The organism is Superficieibacter sp. BNK-5 (genome assembly GCF_047456055.1).
In the GTDB taxonomy this organism is placed as follows: domain Bacteria; phylum Pseudomonadota; class Gammaproteobacteria; order Enterobacterales; family Enterobacteriaceae; genus Superficieibacter.
Map to the genome: position 1 here is coordinate 2206960 of NZ_CP179893.1, position 18675 is coordinate 2225634.

General features: G+C 55.7%; 16 protein-coding genes and 2 pseudogenes. 16 read left to right on the forward strand and 2 right to left on the reverse strand.

The genetic code is table 11. The annotated features are described in order from the left end of the window. Nucleotides 1-3 precede the first annotated feature (3 nt). From ACMGGS_RS10610 to ACMGGS_RS10645, 8 genes and pseudogenes are all read left to right on the forward strand, one after another. Nucleotides 4-2625 (forward strand): annotated as a pseudogene (locus ACMGGS_RS10610) (fimbrial biogenesis usher protein). Next, nucleotides 2626-3627: a fimbrial protein BcfD gene (locus tag ACMGGS_RS10615; RefSeq protein WP_414166025.1), complete on the forward strand. Its 1002-nt coding sequence runs from the start codon at nt 2626-2628 to the stop codon at nt 3625-3627. Between the two features lie 39 nt (nt 3628-3666). Continuing rightward, complete coding sequence (locus ACMGGS_RS10620; protein ID WP_414166244.1) at nt 3667-4170, forward strand: fimbrial protein BcfE; 504 nt, start codon at nt 3667-3669, stop codon at nt 4168-4170. A gap of 9 nt (nt 4171-4179) precedes the next feature. After that, nucleotides 4180-4695: a fimbrial protein BcfF gene (locus ACMGGS_RS10625; protein ID WP_414166026.1), complete on the forward strand. Its 516-nt coding sequence runs from the start codon at nt 4180-4182 to the stop codon at nt 4693-4695. Further along, on the forward strand, nt 4688-5383 hold the full coding sequence (locus ACMGGS_RS10630) for a fimbria/pilus periplasmic chaperone (RefSeq protein ID WP_414166027.1): 696 nt from the start codon (nt 4688-4690) through the stop codon (nt 5381-5383). The genes ACMGGS_RS10625 and ACMGGS_RS10630 overlap by 8 nt, the downstream gene beginning before the upstream one ends. A 43-nt stretch (nt 5384-5426) precedes the next feature. Further along, entirely contained in the window at nt 5427-6284 is an 858-nt protein-coding gene (locus ACMGGS_RS10635) for a DsbA family protein (protein ID WP_414166028.1), read from the forward strand. 113 nt (nt 6285-6397) lie between these two features. Beyond that, the gene (locus tag ACMGGS_RS10640) at nt 6398-6685 is read left to right on the forward strand and encodes a hypothetical protein (RefSeq protein WP_414166029.1); all 288 of its coding nucleotides are present in this window, start codon (nt 6398-6400) and stop codon (nt 6683-6685) included. A 188-nt stretch (nt 6686-6873) separates the two neighbouring features. After that, the gene (locus ACMGGS_RS10645) at nt 6874-9033 is read left to right on the forward strand and encodes a glycosyl hydrolase family 18 protein (protein ID WP_414166030.1); all 2160 of its coding nucleotides are present in this window, start codon (nt 6874-6876) and stop codon (nt 9031-9033) included. 161 nt (nt 9034-9194) lie between these two features. Here ACMGGS_RS10645 and rpsT read toward each other — a convergent pair whose 3' ends face one another. Then, entirely contained in the window at nt 9195-9458 is a 264-nt protein-coding gene (gene rpsT, locus ACMGGS_RS10650; protein ID WP_061497808.1) for a 30S ribosomal protein S20, read from the reverse strand. A gap of 150 nt (nt 9459-9608) precedes the next feature. Between rpsT and ACMGGS_RS10655 the strand changes: the two genes are divergently transcribed. From ACMGGS_RS10655 to ACMGGS_RS10690, 8 genes and pseudogenes are all read left to right on the forward strand, one after another. Next, nucleotides 9609-9779, forward strand: a complete 171-nt coding sequence (locus tag ACMGGS_RS10655) for a hypothetical protein (RefSeq protein ID WP_370529683.1) — start codon at nt 9609-9611, stop codon at nt 9777-9779. 7 nt (nt 9780-9786) lie between these two features. Then, a complete protein-coding gene (ribF, locus tag ACMGGS_RS10660; RefSeq protein ID WP_414166031.1) occupies nt 9787-10725 on the forward strand; it encodes a bifunctional riboflavin kinase/FAD synthetase in 939 nt (312 codons plus the stop codon). A gap of 33 nt (nt 10726-10758) precedes the next feature. Further along, nucleotides 10759-13575, forward strand: a complete 2817-nt coding sequence (gene ileS, locus ACMGGS_RS10665; RefSeq protein WP_414166032.1) for an isoleucine--tRNA ligase — start codon at nt 10759-10761, stop codon at nt 13573-13575. Next, nucleotides 13575-14075 (forward strand): signal peptidase II, encoded by a 501-nt coding sequence (gene lspA / locus ACMGGS_RS10670; protein ID WP_103678444.1) that lies wholly within the window; start codon nt 13575-13577, stop codon nt 14073-14075. Before ileS ends, lspA begins: the two co-directional genes overlap by 1 nt. 257 nt (nt 14076-14332) lie before the next feature. Then, nucleotides 14333-14782, forward strand: a complete 450-nt coding sequence (gene fkpB, locus ACMGGS_RS10675; protein WP_414166033.1) for an FKBP-type peptidyl-prolyl cis-trans isomerase — start codon at nt 14333-14335, stop codon at nt 14780-14782. Nucleotide 14783: 1 nt separating this feature from the next. After that, entirely contained in the window at nt 14784-15734 is a 951-nt protein-coding gene (gene ispH, locus ACMGGS_RS10680; RefSeq protein ID WP_414166034.1) for a 4-hydroxy-3-methylbut-2-enyl diphosphate reductase, read from the forward strand. A gap of 156 nt (nt 15735-15890) precedes the next feature. Next, nucleotides 15891-16454 (forward strand): glucose-6-phosphate isomerase family protein, encoded by a 564-nt coding sequence (locus ACMGGS_RS10685; RefSeq protein WP_414166035.1) that lies wholly within the window; start codon nt 15891-15893, stop codon nt 16452-16454. After that, nucleotides 16447-17216, forward strand: a pseudogene (locus tag ACMGGS_RS10690) (glucose-6-phosphate isomerase family protein). The gene ACMGGS_RS10685 and the pseudogene ACMGGS_RS10690 overlap by 8 nt, the downstream one beginning before the upstream one ends. 48 nt (nt 17217-17264) lie before the next feature. On the opposite strand, the gene ACMGGS_RS10695 reads toward ACMGGS_RS10690, so the two are convergent. After that, entirely contained in the window at nt 17265-18668 is a 1404-nt protein-coding gene (locus ACMGGS_RS10695; protein WP_414166036.1) for a glycoside hydrolase family 1 protein, read from the reverse strand. Between the last annotated feature and the right edge of the window lie 7 nt (nt 18669-18675).

Here is an 18675-nt window from a genome sequence, read left to right on the forward strand (position 1 = left end):
GCGATGAAAGGCAATAAGCAGAGCGTAAAACCCGCCGTGCAGTGCTGGCTGACGCCGTTGGCGCTGGCAATGGCGAGCGTACTGACGCCCGCGAAAGGCTGGGCTGAGAATTACTTTAACCCGGCCTTTCTTTCGGACGATCCGGCTGCGGTGGCCGATCTGTCGCATTTTGAGGGCAATGAACAGGCACCCGGTACTTACCGGGTCGACGTTTATCTGAATAAAAATTTCCTCGCCAGCCGGGATATTCGCTTTACGACGGCGAAGCCGGTGCTTTCTGCTTCCATCCAGGCGCTGCGGGATGATACCGGCCTGAGCGCCTGCCTGACGCCCGGCGCGCTGGCGCAAATGGGCGTGAATCTGGCGGCGTTTCCCGCCCTGGCCGCCGCCGCGCCGGATAGCTGCATTGATATTGGCGCTGCCATTCCGGCGGCCTCTTCACGCTTCGATTTTGCCCGGCAGCGGCTGGATATCAGCATCCCGCAGGCGGCCATGAAAAATAGTGCCAGAGGTTACATTCCGCCCGCGCAGTGGGACGAAGGCATTAATGCGTTGACGCTGAACTACGATTTCACCGGCGCGAACAGCCGCGATAACAGTGAAGGCGGCACGACCAGCAATAATTATTTCCTTGGCGTAAACAGCGGCCTGAACCTCGGCGCGTGGCGGCTCCGCGACTATTCTACCTGGAACTACAATAGCGGCGGCGAAGAGAAAAAAAGCGACTGGCAGCACATCAGCACCTACGTTGAACGCGATGTTATTCCCCTTAAAGGCGAGTTAACGGCAGGCGACAGCTATACCCCTGCCGATGTGTTCGACAGCCTGCCTTTTCGCGGAATGCAGATCGCCTCCGACGATAATATGCTGCCGGACAGCATGAAAGGATTTGCCCCGACCATTTACGGCATTGCCAACAGTAATGCCCAGGTCACCATCAAACAGAACGGCTACACCATTTATCAGAGCTATGTACCGCCGGGCGCATTTACCATTAAAGATCTCTATCCGACCGCTTCCAGCGGCGATTTGACGGTAGAGGTGAAAGAGTCGGACGGCACGCTGCACAGTTATGTCGTGCCGTACTCCGCCGTGCCGGTACTCCAGCGTTAAGGCCGCATGAAATATGCCGTAACGGCGGCTGAGTACCGGGGCGATAGTAGTCAGAAAGAGGATGTGAAATTCGGCCAGGCGACTCTGCTGTGGGGCTTATCGCACGGGTTTACCTTCTATGGCGGAACGCAGTTTTCCGATCGTTACACCGCCGCCGCGCTGGGCAGCGGCGTCAATATGGGCGATCTCGGCGCGATTTCGGCGGATATTACCCAGGCGCGCAGCACCCTGGCGGATGACAGCTCACATCAGGGCCAGTCCGTAAGACTTCTGTACGCTAAATCGCTTGAAGACATCGGTACCCATATTCAGTTGATGGGCTATCGCTACTCGACGTCCGGCTTTTATACGCTGGATGAAACTGCCTGGCGTCATATGGAAGGCTATACCGGCCAGCCGGATGACGACGACAAGCCGCAGTGGCAGGATTACTACAGCCTCTATTACACCAAACGCGGCAAAGTGCAGATCAACCTTTCTCAGCCACTGGGCCAGATGGGGTCGATCTTTTTTACCGGCAGTAAGCAGAGCTACTGGCACACCGATGAAACTAACTCTCTGCTGCAAATCGGCTATAGCGGCACGCTGGACAGTATCAACTGGAGCCTGACCTACAACTACACCAAAGCGCCGGGTGAGAATGAGAGCGACCAAATCCTCGCGCTCAGCCTGTCGTTACCGTTAAGCCAGTGGCTGCAGCCGGGCGGCGACGTGACGGGGCACCATCACAACGTCTATGCGACCTACAGCGCCAGCACCGATAAACAGCATAACGTGACGCAAAACGCCGGGATTAGCGGCACGCTGCTGGATGACAACAATCTGAGCTACAGCGTTCAGCAGGGATACCAGAATCACGGCGTGGGTGCCAGCGGCAATGCCAGCCTTGAGTATGACGGGGCCTGGGGCAACGCCAATGTGGGCTACAACGACAGCAATAACGGTGACTACCGACAGGTCAACTACGGCCTGAACGGCGGCATTGTGGCACACGGGCACGGTATTACCTTTAGCCAGCCGCTCGGTAACACCAATGTGCTCATCGCAGCTCCCGGCGCGAGTAACGTCAAGGTCGAAGGGGAGCCGGGCATTCACACCGACTGGCGCGGCTATGCCGTGGTTCCCTACGCCACCACCTACCGGCAAAATCGTCTGGCGCTGGATGTCGACTCCATGGCCGACAATGTGGACGTCGATGATGCGGTCACCAATGTGGTGCCTACCGAAGGCGCGCTGGTACGGGCGACGTTTAACGCGCACGTCGGCGAGCGCGCCCTGCTGACCATCCTCCACCTTGGAAAACCGGTGCCTTTCGGCACAACGATCACGCGTGGTGATATGCAGGGAGAAACGATCGCAGGCGAAGATGGCGAAACCTATCTGTCCGGCTTAAGCCAACACGGCACCCTGACCGCCCAGTGGGGCGATGGACCCGATCAGCGCTGCGTGGCGCATTATCAACTCCCCAATACTCAGCAACCGCTGGTGCGGCAAAAAGTGGAATGCAATTAAATGAACGCGCGTATTTTATTGTTCACGGCTCTGTTTCTGGCAAATCATTGTCTGGCCGCCGTCTGTCAAAACGTTAACGGTGTGCCGTCGGCGATTAATTATGATTTAAGCACCACGCTGACCGCCGCGCAGAATCAGGCGGGGGCGACGGTGCAACTGGCGAAAAGCCAGGAAGTGAATGTGCAGGCGACCTGTCCGGCGGGAACTTCACCCTCCGGGCGAACCTTTCGTTCTTATACCACGCCATTTACCGTGGTTGAGACCAATGGTCCCTGGCAATATTTAAAACTGGATCCTGACTACCTGGAAGGCGCGATGGAAATTCAGGATTCTGCGGCAGGCACGATTTATCCGCCTGTTGATTACGTCTATATGGGATACGACGAAAATGTGAACGCCGGTACGCCGTTTTATATTCGCGATTCCAATTTACTGTTCCAGATTAAAATCGTTAAGTCGTTTATTGGGACGGTAGTTATTCCACCCAAAAACATGTTTAGCGTTTACGTCACCACGACCCACAACGATCCGCTATCGCAGGTGGTTTACAACATCACCTACAGCGGCAGCGTTACCGTGCCTCAGAGTTGTGAAATTAATGCCGGACAAACCATTCTTGTCGATTTTGGCACCCTGAATAGCGGCAGCTTTAAACATGCGGGCGAAAAACCCGAGGGCGTGCGGACAAGAACCTTTAACGTGCCGGTGAAATGCAGCGGTACTAATTCGCAGGTCAACCTGAGCATGCGCGTTCAGGCGACGCCCGATCCCCATTTTTCCCAGGCTATCGCCTCAGATAACCCGGACGTCGGCGTGGTTGTCACCAATAATCAGGGAACGGCCCTGACGCCCAATGATATCGCCAGCGCCGTTCCTTTTACCACCGATGACACCGGCGCGGCCAATATTGTGCTACAGGCTTACCCGGTCAGCACCACCGGCGAAACGCCGGAGGAGGGGACCTTTACCTCGCTTGCCAGCTTACGGGTGGATTTCGATTAAATGAATACGTTGAAATGGCTACAGGGAAGCGTGCTGTGCATGCTGCTTGGCGGTGGCGCTGTCCGCGCGGACGACAGCTATAACCTTGAATTTACCGGCACCATTCAGGCGGAAACCTGCAATGTCGATCTCTCCAGTCTGAGTCAGAGTATCGATTTAGGGCAGTTTCCCATCGATGAATTTCAGTCCGTGGGCACCACGACAAAGTTCAAACCCTTCAACATTAACCTGCGCAATTGTTCGCGCGGTATCAGCGGCACGAAGGTCTGGTTTACCGGTGAGGCCGACAGCAATAACCCGTCGCTGCTGGCGCTGACCGACACCGGAATGGGCAACGAAGCGATGATGGCCACCGGGGTGGGGGTGGAAATTCTGGATGAAAACCAGGACCCCGTAAGTATCAATAATACCGATTCGGCGGTTTATCCACTAAAGGCGGGAAGAAATACGCTCTCTTTCTATATCCGCTACAAATCGACTCTCCCGCAGGTGACGTCCGGTAACGCCACGGCGGTGATGTATTTTGACCTCGAATATCAATAAGGATTGGTCATGAAGTATTTGCTGAGTCTGGTACTGGTGACGATCGTTTCCACGGGGGCGCAGGCGCACGCCGGGCGAGTCTACGTTACCGGTTCCATTACGGATAACACCTGCACGCTGTCGCCCGATTCGGAAACGATTACGGTTGGCATGGGCAGCGTATCGAACCGTCAGTTCTATCAGCCCGGGGCAGGGGCCGACTGGCAGTCGTTCACCATCAATCTGGAAAACTGCGGCAGCACCGCCAGCGGCGTCACGGTCAGCTTTAGCGGTGCGGCGGATAGCCAGAACCCGGACCTGCTGGCGCTCACCGCCGGTGCCGGTAACGCGTCGGGCGTCGGCGTTGCGCTCTACAATAAAGACAAAAGCCCCATTCCCCTCGGCGAAAATAGCCAGATACAGCCGCTGATACCGGGGCAGCAGTCGGCGCATCTTAACTTTTATGCGCGTTATGTGGCGGATGGCAGCACGGTCGCCGCCGGAACGGCCAACGCCTCGGCGACATTTATCTTAACGTATGCGTAATTTCCTGTTTTTAAGCCTGCTGATGCTCAGCGTCACGGCGAACGCGGGCGTGGTCATAGGTGGCACGCGCTTTATTTACCCTGAGGGACGTCAGGCGCTGGACGTGCCTGTCCGCAACGACTCGCCCGCGCCATGGCTGATCAATACCAAAATTCTCTCTGCGCAACGCTGGCAGGGGGCGAAGGTGTCTGCCGCTGTGGATGCGCCGTTTATTGCCACGCCGCCGCTGTTTGCGCTCTCTGCCGGACAGGAAAATAGAGTCCGCCTGATCCGTACCGCCGTACCGCTCCCTCCGGATCGGGAAAGTCTGTTTACGCTGAGCGTTGCCGCGATACCGTCCGGGAAAGCCGGGCCGGACAGCGTACAAATGGCGATCCGTTCAGCGCTGAAGCTGATTTATCGCCCCGCCGGGCTGAAGGGCGATCCGCAGCAGGCTTATGGTCAATTACGCTGGCTGCGAACTACGGATGGCGTCGCGGTAGACAATCCCACGCCATTCTACGTCACCCTTTTTAACGTTCGCGTCAACGGTAAGCCCGTGGATAACGCCGGGGTGGTCGCGCCCTTTAGTACGCGGGCGCTGGCGTGGTGCAAAGGTACTGCGGCCTGTCAGCTTCAGTGGCAAACCCTCAACGATTACGGGCGGGTAATGCCACCGCTGAACGCCGACGTGCGGGAGCGCCGATAAATGTGTACTCAATCCTCCAATGATATGAAAAGAGAAATGTGTTATGTCCCGTAAAGCAGTAAAAATGAGTCGTCTGGCCCTTCTCCTGACCCTGGCGGGCGCGGTGCCAGCAGCCAATGCCGCAGATGCTGACGCATTCACGCCTGCGCAACAGGCGCAAATTGGGCAAATCGCAGAAGCGTACTTAACCGCCCATCCGGATAAAATGGGCGAAGCCGTGGCAACTTACCTGGCCGATCACCCGGAATTTCTGGTCGCAGCCAGCGAAAGTTTGCATCAGCGTCAGCAAATTGCCCAACAGCAGGCTTACGTGCAGCTTGCCCGTCAGTATCAGGCGGATCTTCTGTCAACGGACAGCCCCTCCGTCGGCCCTAAAAATGCCAAAGCGGCGGTGGTGATGTTCTTTGATTACCAGTGCGCGTGGTGCAGTAAAATGGCCCCGGTGGTTGAGCAGGTCATTAAATCTAACCCGGATGTTCGTTTTGTCTTTAAAGAGTTCCCGATCTTCGCCTCGCGCTGGCCCGCATCAGGTCTGGCAGCGCGCATCGGTGAGCAAATCTGGCTGAATAAAGGGGGCGAAGCGTATCTGGCCTGGCATAATGCGCTGTATGCCACCGGGAAAGTGGAGGGCGATCTGACAGAGCCGGAAATCCTGACCAGCGCGGAGCGGTATTTAACGGCGGAGCAGATCGCGGCGGTGAAACAGATGCACGATAGCGGACCGGTACATGATGCTCTGATGGTTAACCGCGCGCTGGCGCAGCATATGGGCTTTACCGGAACGCCAGCATTTGTAGTGATGCCGCAGGCAAAAGAGGCAGATGTAAAACAAATTACCGTCATTCCAGGCAGCACCTCGCAGGATATGCTGCTGATGGCAATTCAGAAAGCGAAAGGCTAACTGGCAGGGGAAGCCGGAGCGGCTTCCCGGCGTAATGTTGCAGGCATCATCCTGTCACCAGCGAATTGATGATATGAATGATACCGTGCTGATACAAAGGAGTGTCACGTATTATGAATATCAGGCTATTAACATCAGGCGTTCTCTTTTTTTCACTGTGTGCGTTAGCGGATGACGCCAGCGCTGACGGGCAGCTTAACTTTAAAGGCGCGGTGATTGAGTCCGGCTGCTGGCATGAATCCAGTGTGCCGATGATCCTCTGCCAGAAAAGAAATACGATTGAGCGTCATATCATTATTGAAAACCTGAGCACCAGTATCACCTCACCTAATGCCACGGTTGAGCAAACCTTTCTTGATGAGGATAAGCAACTGACGTTATTGCGTATCATCTATGACTAACAATTGTTGAGTTATCCCTCACAGGCAGCTTTCCGGCTGCCTTATTACTGTCAGCACGACTCTCATTCCCCCATCACACGCGCCGGCGATAATTTGTGTTGCTTTGTGATTAGCCCTCGATCGCCTGTTAACGGATGATTTGCCACGGACAACAAACCGCAATCCATTCACATTAAAAGGATATTAAAATGGCTAAAAGTAAATTAATTCAGAGCGATACGCTGACGGAAACCAGTAATGCCGCTGACGGCTTTAACCCGGCAATTGACGACAGTAAACTGAGCTACACCTCTGCACGCGTCGCTAAGCCGGTCTATAACCAGTACAAAGCAGATACCACTAAACCAAAAGTATTTGGTTACTTTACCGACTGGTCTCAGTACGACTCGCGTCTGCAAGGCGATGATATTCCTAAAAACCGTGGCCGCGGCTACGACCTGACCAACGTGTCGCCGACCGCTTACGACAAAATTATTGCGGGCTTCGTTGGTATCGTTGGCTTTCATAAAATGGACGGAGACTCCCGCGACGTAGTGGCGGAAGCGGCTGCACTTTGCGGCAAAGTGAAATACGAACCGACCTTCCTCGACCCATGGGGCGATTTCCAGACCTACACCAACGTCGGTTTTGACGTTAGCGGCTGGGATGTCGATCCGAAAACCGTAACCCAGGCGAATACCAAAGGTTTCCTTGGTGGCTTGCGTGATTTACAGGCTAAAGCGAAAAAGCAGGGCCATAACCTTGAGCTGTCCATGAGCATCGGCGGCTGGACCATGAGTAACGGTTTCCATGAAACGGCGTCGAAAGATGCTTCGCGTAAGATCTTCGCCAAAGGGCTGGTCAAACTATTCAAACAGTTCCCGATGTTCAGCGGCGTGGATCTGGACTGGGAATACCCGAACGATGAAGCTGTCGGCAACCCGTATGGACCGGAAGATGGTGCGAACTTTGCCCTGCTGATCGCTGAAGTGCGTAAACAGCTGGACGCGGCTGGCCGCAGCGACGTGAAAATCACCATCGCTGCCTCCGCCGTGGTACAAAAGCTGCAATCTATCGATCTCAAAACGATGATTAACGCCGGTATGGATTACATCAACGTGATGACCTACGACTTCTTCGGTACCCCGTGGGCAGAAACGCTGGCGCACCATACCAACCTGAAGGCGCTGACCGCAGGCGGCTGGTCTGTTGAAACGATTGTTAACTACCTGCTGGCGGAAGGCTTCCCGGCGGAACGTATCAACATCGGCTATGCGGGCTATACCCGTAACAGCCGCAACACCGAAATCACCAGTTTTTCCCCGCTGGAAGGGACTTATAACCCAGGTAAAAAACTGGCAAACGGTGACTATGAATCCACGACCGGTACGTTTGAATCCGGCACCTCTGAATGGTACGACATCATTTACAACTACCTGGATCTGGAAAACCAGAAAGGCCGTAACGGTTTCAACGTTTACACCGACCAGGTAGCGAATGCGGACTACCTGTTCAATCCGCAGTCCAAACTGTTTATGTCGCTGGATACCCCGCGTTCAGTTAAAGCCAAGGGCGAGTATGCGGCGAACCTGGGTCTGGGCGGCGTGTTTACCTGGACGGTCGATCAGGACAACGGCGTGCTGGTCAACGCGGTGCGCGAAGGTCTGGGCTATGAAATCAGCAAAGAAGTCATTGATATGGAGCCGTTCTACTTCGAAGGCATCAACGTAGAAGACAAGGGCGACGAAGAAAAAGAGGATGACAAAGACCAGGAGCCGTCTGAAGACGAAAAAGAAGATGACGTTCCGACGGTAAACCACGCGCCTAAAGCGGCCATTGAGCTGCTGGTGGTTGGTGGCTCCCGCATCCGTCTCTCCGGCGCGAAATCGTCCGATGAAGACAACGATGCGCTGCACTATAGCTGGGGCGTGCCTGCGGATATCGAGGTCGACGATAAAACGGCTGAAGTTATTGAGTTCAACGTGCCGAAGGTTGCTGTAGATACCGAGTTCACCTTTACGCTGTTCGTGCGCGATGTTAACGGTGAGCCGTCAACGCAGCAGCGCTTTGTACTCACCGTCGTACCGGCCTCTTCCAGTATCGATCCTGACGAGGAAGAAGACGAGCGCGAAGAAGATGAAGCAGACAACCAGGACGATGTTGAACCACAGCCGGAAGACGATACCGCAGACGAAGAGACGCCTCATCCGTTGTGGAATGCAACTACCGTCTACGGCGCGACCTGGGGCTCTTTCGAAATTGTCAGCTGGAAAGGCCATAACTACCAGGTGAAATGGTGGTGCTGTGGCGAGCAGCCGGATAAACATTGCAGCCAGGGCGATGTCTGGACCGATCTGGGCGCTTACTAAGTTTTCACAATAAGGCATAAATAGCACAAGGCCCCGGAGAAATCCGGGGCCTTTTTTGCCGATCGTTTACCTTACCAGCAAATACGCAAACTGATGCTTTTACGCCCATAAAAAAACCCGCCATTCAGCGGGTTTTTCACAAAGCGACAACAAGCAGGCGATTAAGCCAGTTTGCTGATCTGAGCGGCCAGGTTAGCTTTATGACGCGCAGCTTTGTTTTTGTGGATCAGACCTTTAGCAGCCTGACGGTCCACGATCGGTTGCATTTCGTTAAATGCGTTCTGTGCAGCAGCTTTGTCGCCAGCTTCAATAGCTGCGTATACTTTCTTGATGAAAGTACGCATCATAGAGCGACGGCTAGCGTTGTGTTTGCGAGCCTTTTCAGACTGAACGGCGCGCTTCTTAGCTGATTTGATATTAGCCAAGGTCCAACTCCCAAATGTGATCTTTATGGACAATTCAAAGGCCGAGGAATATGCCCTCTTAGCCTTCTTTTGTCAATGGATTTGTGCAAATAAGCGCCGTTATTATGGCGACGCTCGTTACGTAGTGATGGCGCAGGATTCTACCAGCTTGTGCGGCGTGAATACAGCTTTTCCGCCATAAAATTCGCACTGCGGCGACAGATTTTCCTGTATCCGGCGGTAAGGTTGATGAAATCCCTGGTCCTTTCTGCTTTACGATGCAATCGCGGGTTAACGTCGACCCCTGTACAAGGTATAATCCGACGATTTTCACTGTTTTGAGCCAGAGATGAAGCTGATACGCGGCATACATAACCTCAGCCAGGCCCCGCGCGGGTGTGTGCTAACCATTGGTAATTTCGACGGCGTGCATCGCGGACACCAGGCGCTGCTGAAAAACCTGCGCGCCGAGGGGCAAGCGCGCGATCTCCCGGTCGTGGTGATGATTTTTGAACCGCAGCCGCTGGAACTGTTTGCCGCTAACAAAGCGCCCGCCCGCCTGACCCGGCTGCGTGAAAAACTGCGCTATCTGGCGGAGTGCGGCGTCGACTATGTTCTGTGCCTGCGATTCGACCGCCGCTTTGCCGCCTTAACTGCCCAGGCGTTTATCAGCGACCTGCTGGTGGACCGCCTCGGCGTGCAGTTTCTCGCCGTGGGTGACGATTTCCGCTTTGGTGCTGGTCGGCAGGGCGATTTCTTGTTATTACAGAGAGCTGGCGCGGAATTTGGCTTTGACGTAACCAGTACGCAAACGTTCTGCGAAGACGGGGTGCGGATCAGCAGTACCGCCGTAAGGCAGGCGCTGGCCAGCGACGATCTTGATCTTGCCGCCAGCCTGCTCGGGCACCCGTTTACTCTCTCCGGGCGCGTGGTCCACGGCGATGAGCTGGGGCGCACCATCGGCTTTCCGACGGCGAACGTGCCGTTGCGCCGTCAGGTTTCCCCGGTCAAAGGGGTCTACGCGGTTGAGGTGATGGGCCTCGGCGAACAGCCTTTTTTAGGCGTCGCCAATATTGGCACCCGTCCGACGGTGGCGGGTGTACGTCAGCAACTGGAAGTGCATTTGCTGGACGTTGTAATGGACCTTTACGGTCGCCATATAGATGTGATACTGCGTAAAAAGATACGCAGCGAGCAGCGATTTGCCTCGCTGGACGAGCTAAAAGCGCAAATCGCGAAAGATGAATTAACCGCCCGCGAGTTTTTTGGGCTATCAAACCCGGCTTAACGCCTGAGTGATAAATACGGAAACGAGAATCTGATGAGTGACTTTAAATCAACCCTGAATTTGCCGGAAACAGGGTTCCCGATGCGTGGCGATCTCGCCAAACGCGAACCGGGAATGCTGGCGCGTTGGACCGATGATGACCTGTACGGCATCATCCGTGCAGCCAAAAAAGGCAAAAAAACCTTCATTCTGCATGATGGCCCTCCTTATGCGAATGGCAGCATTCATATAGGTCACTCGGTTAACAAGATTCTGAAAGACATTATCGTGAAGTCCAAAGGGCTTTCCGGTTATGACTCGCCGTACGTGCCGGGCTGGGACTGCCACGGGCTGCCGATCGAGCTGAAAGTGGAGCAGGAATTTGGCAAGCCGGGCGAGAAATTCACCGCCGCCGAGTTCCGCGCTAAATGCCGCGAATATGCTGCCACTCAGGTTGAAGGCCAGCGTAAAGACTTTATCCGTCTGGGCGTGCTGGGCGACTGGTCGCATCCGTACCTGACGATGGACTTCAAAACCGAAGCCAACATCATCCGCGCGCTGGGTAAAATTATTGGCAACGGCCACCTGCACAAAGGCGCGAAGCCGGTGCACTGGTGCGTGGACTGCCGTTCTGCGCTGGCGGAAGCGGAAGTGGAGTATTACGACAAAACCTCTCCGTCTATCGACGTGGCTTTTAAAGCCGTCGATCAGGATGCCATCCAGGCGAAATTTGGCCTGCCGGGCGTCAGCGGCCCGATCTCACTGGTGATCTGGACCACGACGCCGTGGACCCTGCCTGCGAACCGTGCGATCTCCCTGTCGCCTGAGTTTGACTACGCGCTGGTGCAAATCGACGGCCAGGCGCTGATCCTGGCGAAAGACCTCGTCGCAAGCGTAATGCAGCGTATCGGTGTGGCGGATCACACCATTCTCGGCACCGTAAAAGGCTCCGAGCTGGAACTGATGCGCTTTACCCATCCGTTTATGGGCTTCGACGTGCCGGCCATTCTGGGCGATCACGTGACCCTGGATGCCGGTACCGGTGCGGTGCATACCGCAGGCGGCCACGGTCCTGACGACTACACCATCAGCCAGAAATACGGTCTGGAAATCGCTAACCCGGTTGGCCCGGACGGCGCGTATCTGCCGGGGACGTATCCGGGGCTGGACGGCGTTAACGTCTTCAAAGCGAACGACCTGATTGTTGAACTGCTGCGTGAAAAAGGCGCGCTGCTGCACGTCGAAAAAATGCAGCACAGCTATCCGTGCTGCTGGCGTCACAAAACGCCGATCATCTTCCGCGCCACCCCGCAGTGGTTCGTCAGCATGGATCAAAAAGGTCTGCGCGCGCAGTCGCTCTCTGAAATTAAAGGCGTGCAGTGGATCCCGGACTGGGGCCAGGCGCGTATCGAATCGATGGTTGCCAACCGTCCTGACTGGTGCATCTCCCGTCAGCGTACCTGGGGCGTGCCGATGTCGCTGTTCGTGCATAAAGACACCGAAGAGCTGCACCCGCGCACCCTCGAACTGATGGAAGACGTGGCGAAGCGCGTTGAAGTGGACGGTATCCAGGCATGGTGGGATCTCGACAGCCGCGATATTCTCGGCGACGACGCAGACAATTATGTCAAAGTGCCGGATACCCTCGACGTGTGGTTCGATTCCGGGTCTACCCACTCTTCAGTGGTTGACGTGCGCCCGGAATTTTCCGGTCACGCGGCGGATATGTATCTGGAAGGTTCCGACCAGCATCGCGGCTGGTTTATGTCCTCGCTGATGATCTCCACGGCGATGAAAGGCAAAGCGCCGTATCGCCAGGTGCTGACCCACGGCTTTACCGTCGATGGTCAGGGCCGCAAGATGTCCAAATCCATCGGCAACACCGTGTCGCCGCAGGACGTAATGAACAAGCTGGGCGCGGATATCCTGCGTCTGTGGGTGGCATCTACCGACTATACCGGCGAGATGGCGGTCTCTGATGAGATCCTCAAACGTGCCGCCGACAGCTATCGTCGTATCCGTAACACCGCGCGCTTCCTGCTGGCAAACCTGAATGGTTTCGATCCGGCGAAAGACATGGTGAAACCAGAAGAGATGGTGGTGCTGGACCGCTGGGCCGTCGGCTGCGCGAAAGCCGCGCAAGAGGAGATCCTTAAAGCCTATGAAAGCTACGATTTCCATGAAGTAGTACAGCGCCTGATGCGCTTCTGCTCCGTCGAAATGGGCTCGTTCTACCTCGACATCATTAAAGACCGCCAGTACACCGCAAAAGCGGACAGCGTGGCGCGTCGTAGCTGCCAGACCGCGCTGTACCATATCGCAGAAGCGCTGGTGCGCTGGATGGCACCGATCATGTCCTTCACCGCGGATGAGATCTGGGGCTACCTGCCGGGCGAACGTGAACAGTACGTCTTTACCGGCGAGTGGTACGAGGGGCTGTTCGGCCTCGCGGAAACCGAAGCGATGAACGATGCCTTCTGGGATGAGCTGCTGAAAGTGCGCGGCGAAGTGAACAAGGTCATCGAACAGGCGCGTGCCGACAAGAAAGTCGGTGGCTCGCTGGAAGCGACGGTCACGCTGTTTGCTGAACCGGAACTGGCGGCTAAACTGGTGGCACTGGGCGACGAATTACGATTTGTCCTGTTGACCTCCGGGGCGCAGGTCGCGGATTATGCGAACGCGCCTGCTGATGCCCAGCAGAGCGAACTGCTCAAGGGACTGAAAGTCTCGCTGAGCAAAGCCGAAGGTGAGAAATGCCCGCGCTGCTGGCATTACACTCAGGACGTCGGTAAGGTGGCGGAACACGCAGAAATTTGCGGACGCTGTGTAGTCAACGTCGCCGGTGACGGCGAAAAACGTAAGTTCGCCTGATGAGTAAACCGATCTTTTCAACAGGGCTACGCTGGCTGTGGCTGGTGGTAGTCGTGCTGATTATCGATCTGGGCAGTAAATACCTGATCCTCCAGAACTTTGCTCTGGGGGATACGGTGTCTCTGTTCCCGTCGCTTAATCTGCATTATGCGCGTAACTATGGCGCGGCGTTTAGTTTTCTGGCGGATAGCGGCGGCTGGCAGCGCTGGTTCTTTGCCGGTATTGCGGTAGGGATCAGCGTGATCCTCGCCGTCATGATGTACCGCACAAAGGCCACGCAAAAGCTGAATAACATCGCATACGCGCTGATTATCGGCGGCGCGCTGGGTAACCTGTTCGACCGCCTATGGCATGGCTTCGTGGTCGATATGATCGACTTCTACGTCGGCAACTGGCACTTTGCGACCTTTAACCTCGCCGACAGCGCGATCTGTATCGGCGCGGCGCTGATTGTGCTGGAAGGCTTTTTGCCGAAGGCCGCCGCGAAAGAGCGGGCGTAGCGGGTAATGCCGGGTGGCGCTGCGCTTACCCGGCTTGGGGTGTTGTGGTTGTGATGCCGGGTGGCGCTGCGCTTACCCGGCCTGGGGTGTTGTGGATGTAATGTCCGGTGGCGTTGCGTTTGTTTGGTCTTTTGTAGGCCCGGTAAGCGCAGCGCCACCGGGCACGCGGTATTGCCAGGCCAGCGTGTCCGGTACTATCGGTACCTTATAAGCCCGGATCGCCTTGCGTCACCGGCTAAAACAAGTGAGCAATCTGCATGTCTAAATCTGTACAGAGCAACAGCGCGGTGCTGGTGCATTTCACGCTGAAACTGGAAGATGGCTCTACCGCTGAGTCAACCCGCAACAACGGCAAGCCTGCGCTGTTTCGCCTCGGCGATGCCTCGCTTTCCGAAGGGCTGGAGCAGCATCTGCTGGGCCTGAAGGCCGGGGAGAAAACCGCTTTTTCCCTGGAGCCGGATGCGGCGTTTGGTATTCCCAGCCCGGATCTCATTCAGTACTTCTCGCGCCGCGAGTTTATGGACGCGGGAGAACCGCAGATCGGGGCGATTATGCTCTTTACCGCTATGGATGGCAGCGAAATGCCGGGCGTGATCCGTGAAATTAACGGCGATTCCATCACCGTCGATTTTAATCATCCGCTGGCCGGGCAAACCGTCCATTTTGATATTGAAGTACTGGAAATCGATCCGGTACTGGAGGCATAAAATGCAGATCCTGTTGGCCAACCCGCGTGGCTTCTGCGCCGGGGTAGACCGCGCTATCAGCATTGTTGAGAACGCGCTGGTGATTTACGGCGCGCCGATTTATGTGCGTCACGAAGTGGTGCACAACCGCTATGTGGTCGACAGCCTGCGCGAGCGCGGCGCGATCTTCATTGAGCAAATCAGCGAAGTGCCGGACGGCGCTATTTTGATTTTCTCTGCGCACGGCGTCTCACAGGCGGTGCGTAACGAAGCCAAAAGCCGCGATCTCACGGTCTTTGACGCGACCTGCCCGCTGGTAACCAAAGTGCATATGGAAGTGGCGCGCGCCAGCCGTCGCGGTGAAGAGTCCATACTTATCGGTCACGCCGGGCATCCGGAAGTGGAAGGCACGATGGGCCAGTACAGCAACCCGGCAGGCGGTATGTATCTGGTCGAATCGCCGGAAGACGTTCTCACCCTGGATGTCAAAAACGATAGCAAACTGTCGTTTATGACCCAAACCACGCTCTCGGTGGACGATACCTCCGACGTCATCGACGCGCTGCGCGAACGCTTCCCGAAAATCGTCGGCCCGCGTAAGGACGACATTTGCTACGCCACCACCAACCGTCAGGAAGCGGTACGCTCGCTGGCGGAGCAGGCGGATGTCGTGCTGGTCGTCGGCTCGAAAAACTCCTCTAACTCCAACCGCCTGGCAGAGCTGGCGCAACGGATGGGCAAAGCCGCCTATCTGATTGATGATGCTACCGATATCCAGGAAGAGTGGGTAAAAGACGCCGCTTGCGTCGGCGTTACCGCAGGCGCATCTGCCCCGGACATTCTGGTGCAGAACGTGATTGCCCGCCTGCAGGAACTCGGCGGCGGCGAAGCCATCCCGCTGGAAGGGCGTGAAGAGAATATCGTCTTTGAAGTCCCGAAAGAGCTGCGCGTGGACGTGCGTGAAGTAGAGTAAGCCTGCCGTAACTCAGCCGGACGCCGCCGTTTTAGCGCCGTCCGGCACTTTCCCCCGTAAATGTGATCGCTTCAGCAAAACCGGACGACGCCCGTCAAGGTTAATCGATTAATCTGTTATCCTTTCCCCGCTGTTCTCCTTGGGCCGGAGAAAAATATGAACATTTCAATCACCCAGCCGCCGCAGGTGGCGTGGGCCAGCGGCCTGTTCTCTGGCGGGCCGCTCATTCGCAAATCGACCTGTATTAGCAGCCTGGCAAACGTCTTTACCGATGAACACGCGTGGCAGGCGTACCCGCCTCATGAAGTTGTTTATGAGGTGGAGATGCTGGATACCGCTTCTACAGAAGGCGCGCTATACACCGGCGTGACTCATCTGAACCCCGGAAAAGTCGGCGATGAATACTTTATGACGCGCGGGCATTTTCATGCGCGGCGCGAGCAGGGCGAAGTGTATTGTGGCCTGCGAGGAACCGGGTTATTGCTGTTGCAGGATGAGCAGGGCGCGGCGCGCCTTGAACACGTCTTTCCCGGATCGGTGCATATTATCCCCGGCTTTACCGCCCATCGTCTGATTAACACCGGTAGCGATATTCTCTCCGCACTGGCCGTCTGGCCGAGCGCGGCAGGGCACGATTACGCCGCTCTGGCGCAGGGATTCTCGGTGCGTGTAGTGGAGGAAGGCGGAGAGGCTCAGGTTAAGGAGATAAACCATGACTGATTATGGTCTGGATATGTCGATCCACGCTCAGCCGCTGGGATTCAGCTACGGTAATGACGTTACCGGGCCGATGCCGGAGATCCGCACTCTCGATCAGATCCGCGCTTCGCTGCGCGATCCCGACTGCGACGGGCCGGATCAGGTCTATGCCATCGCGATGGACGTGGCCCGGCTACAGGATCGTCAGGAGCTGGAAAAACGGATGCTGCTGTTTGGCGTGGTCACCTATGCGGCAGGTCAACTTGGCGATGAGCCGATTCGCAGCCAGGGCCACATCCACCGTATCAGCCAGCACAGCGGCTGGTCGCCGCCGGAGCTGTATGAAATCTGGCAGGGTAAGGCCATCATCTATATGCAGGAGTACGTTGAAGACGATCCGGGGCGTTGCTTTGCTGTCCTTGCCGGGCCGGGGGAAAAGTGCTGGTGCCGCCGGGCTGGGGGCATGCCACGATTTCGGCCAGCCCGGACGAGGCGCTGACCTTCGGCGCATGGTGCGATCGTGAATACGGATTTGAGTATGAGGCGGTAAGGGCGCATAAAGGGCTGGCATGGTATCCGCTGGTGCAGGATAACAATATCATCTGGCAGCATAACGCCCATTATGTACCCGGACGGCTACAGGTGATCACGCCGCGCAAATACACCGAGTTTGGTATTACGGACGAGCCTGTCTATCAACAATTTATTACCGACCCGGCGCGCTTTCAGTTTATTTCTACGCCGGAAAAAGCGGCACCGTTGTGGCACCATTTTCATCCCTGATCGATGAAAATATCAGGTTGCAGAGCGTACCCTGCAACCTGAAAATGACTACTCCTCAGTATCCGGCAACGTAAACCCGTTATCGGCAATCAGCTGGCGATACCAGTGGGCGCTCTTTTTCAGCCGCGTTTCTTTCGTCTGCGGATTAAACTCAACCAGGCCATACATATTCTTAAACTGATTGCTCGGCGACCATAAATCGATAAACGACCACAGGTGATAACCGCGCAGGTTAACGCCTTCTGTCACCGCCCGGTGTACGCAGCGCAAATGCTGCTGCAAAAATTCGATTCGGTAATCGTCCTGAATCTCGCCGTTTGCACCCCGGAAGTTCCACTCCTTTTCCACGCCCATGCCGTTTTCGCTGATGTAGCATTCGACGTTGCGATAGTCCTGCTTAATCATCATCAGCGTATCGTATAGCGCCTGCGGATAAATCTCCCAGCCGCGGGAGGTGTTCATCACCCGGCCCGGCATGTCATAGAAATCATAAAAAGCGTTGCGATCCTTTTTTTCGCCCGCTTCAGGCGCACGTTGTTTCGCTTTTACCCTGGCGGGGAAATAGTAGTTAATGCCGAGGACATCAATCGTATTGTTGGCGATGATCTGCAAATCGTCAGGCGTAAACTGCGGCGCGGCGTCGATCTCTGCAAGCGTGGTGAAATAGTTTTCCGCAAAGCGCCCGTGGATCAGCGGATCGAGAAAACAGCGATAGTTTAACAGCGCGAAGATCTCCGCGGCCTGGACATCTTCCGCGCTCTGGCTGCGGGGATAGACGTGGTTAATGTCGATAACCGAACCGATTTTTTTCTTAAAATGATGCTGTTTATAACACTCGACGACGCGAGCGTGTGCCAGCACCATATTGAAAATCACCTGGCTGTGATAGCGAAAATCGACAATATTTGGGTAGCAGCGATTATCTAAATACTTAAGGTCGGCGTCCACCCGCGGTTCATTATAGATATGCCAGATATCCACCAGATCGTCGAACAACGCGAAGCACGTATGGCAATACGCCACGAAATCATCAATCACCTCACGATTGCCAAAACCGCCGCGATCTTCAAACAGTACCGGCATATCAAACCAGTACAGCACAACATAAACATCCATACCGCGCTGTTTTAAGTCACGGAAGATGGTCTGGTAGTAGTCTCTCGCCTGCGGATCGACGTTCTTGCCGTCAGGCATCAATCTTGCCCACAGGATCGACGTGCGAAAGCTCTGATGGTTTAATTGTGAGAGATAATCATGATACAGGGGATAACGATGATACCAGTCTACGGTCTCATCAGGGCCTTGTTGCTGATAAAAGCGTTCTGGCTGTAGCTGGTGATATTTTTCATATACCGTTGCGGCCTTGTCATCCTGGTCCCAGGCACCTTCGGTTCCCTGCGCCCAAATCGCGCTGCCCCAGGAAAAATGTTTCGGAAATGGGTAAAACATCATTCGCTCC

Bases quoted from the DNA above. Each gene is read 5' to 3' on its own strand.
- lspA (WP_103678444.1), top strand. From the start codon at position 13,575: ATGAGTAAACCGATCTTTTCAACAGGGCTACGCTGGCTGTGGCTGGTG.
- ileS (WP_414166032.1), top strand. From the start codon at position 10,759: ATGAGTGACTTTAAATCAACCCTGAATTTGCCGGAAACAGGGTTCCCG.
- ACMGGS_RS10695 (WP_414166036.1), bottom strand. From the start codon at position 18,668: ATGATGTTTTACCCATTTCCGAAACATTTTTCCTGGGGCAGCGCGATT.
- ACMGGS_RS10685 (WP_414166035.1), top strand. From the start codon at position 15,891: ATGAACATTTCAATCACCCAGCCGCCGCAGGTGGCGTGGGCCAGCGGC.
- ACMGGS_RS10635 (WP_414166028.1), top strand. From the start codon at position 5,427: ATGTCCCGTAAAGCAGTAAAAATGAGTCGTCTGGCCCTTCTCCTGACC.
- ACMGGS_RS10615 (WP_414166025.1), top strand. From the start codon at position 2,626: ATGAACGCGCGTATTTTATTGTTCACGGCTCTGTTTCTGGCAAATCAT.
- ACMGGS_RS10620 (WP_414166244.1), top strand. From the start codon at position 3,667: ATGCTGCTTGGCGGTGGCGCTGTCCGCGCGGACGACAGCTATAACCTT.
- ispH (WP_414166034.1), top strand. From the start codon at position 14,784: ATGCAGATCCTGTTGGCCAACCCGCGTGGCTTCTGCGCCGGGGTAGAC.
- ACMGGS_RS10640 (WP_414166029.1), top strand. From the start codon at position 6,398: ATGAATATCAGGCTATTAACATCAGGCGTTCTCTTTTTTTCACTGTGT.
- fkpB (WP_414166033.1), top strand. From the start codon at position 14,333: ATGTCTAAATCTGTACAGAGCAACAGCGCGGTGCTGGTGCATTTCACG.
- ACMGGS_RS10625 (WP_414166026.1), top strand. From the start codon at position 4,180: ATGAAGTATTTGCTGAGTCTGGTACTGGTGACGATCGTTTCCACGGGG.
- ribF (WP_414166031.1), top strand. From the start codon at position 9,787: ATGAAGCTGATACGCGGCATACATAACCTCAGCCAGGCCCCGCGCGGG.
- ACMGGS_RS10645 (WP_414166030.1), top strand. From the start codon at position 6,874: ATGGCTAAAAGTAAATTAATTCAGAGCGATACGCTGACGGAAACCAGT.
- ACMGGS_RS10630 (WP_414166027.1), top strand. From the start codon at position 4,688: ATGCGTAATTTCCTGTTTTTAAGCCTGCTGATGCTCAGCGTCACGGCG.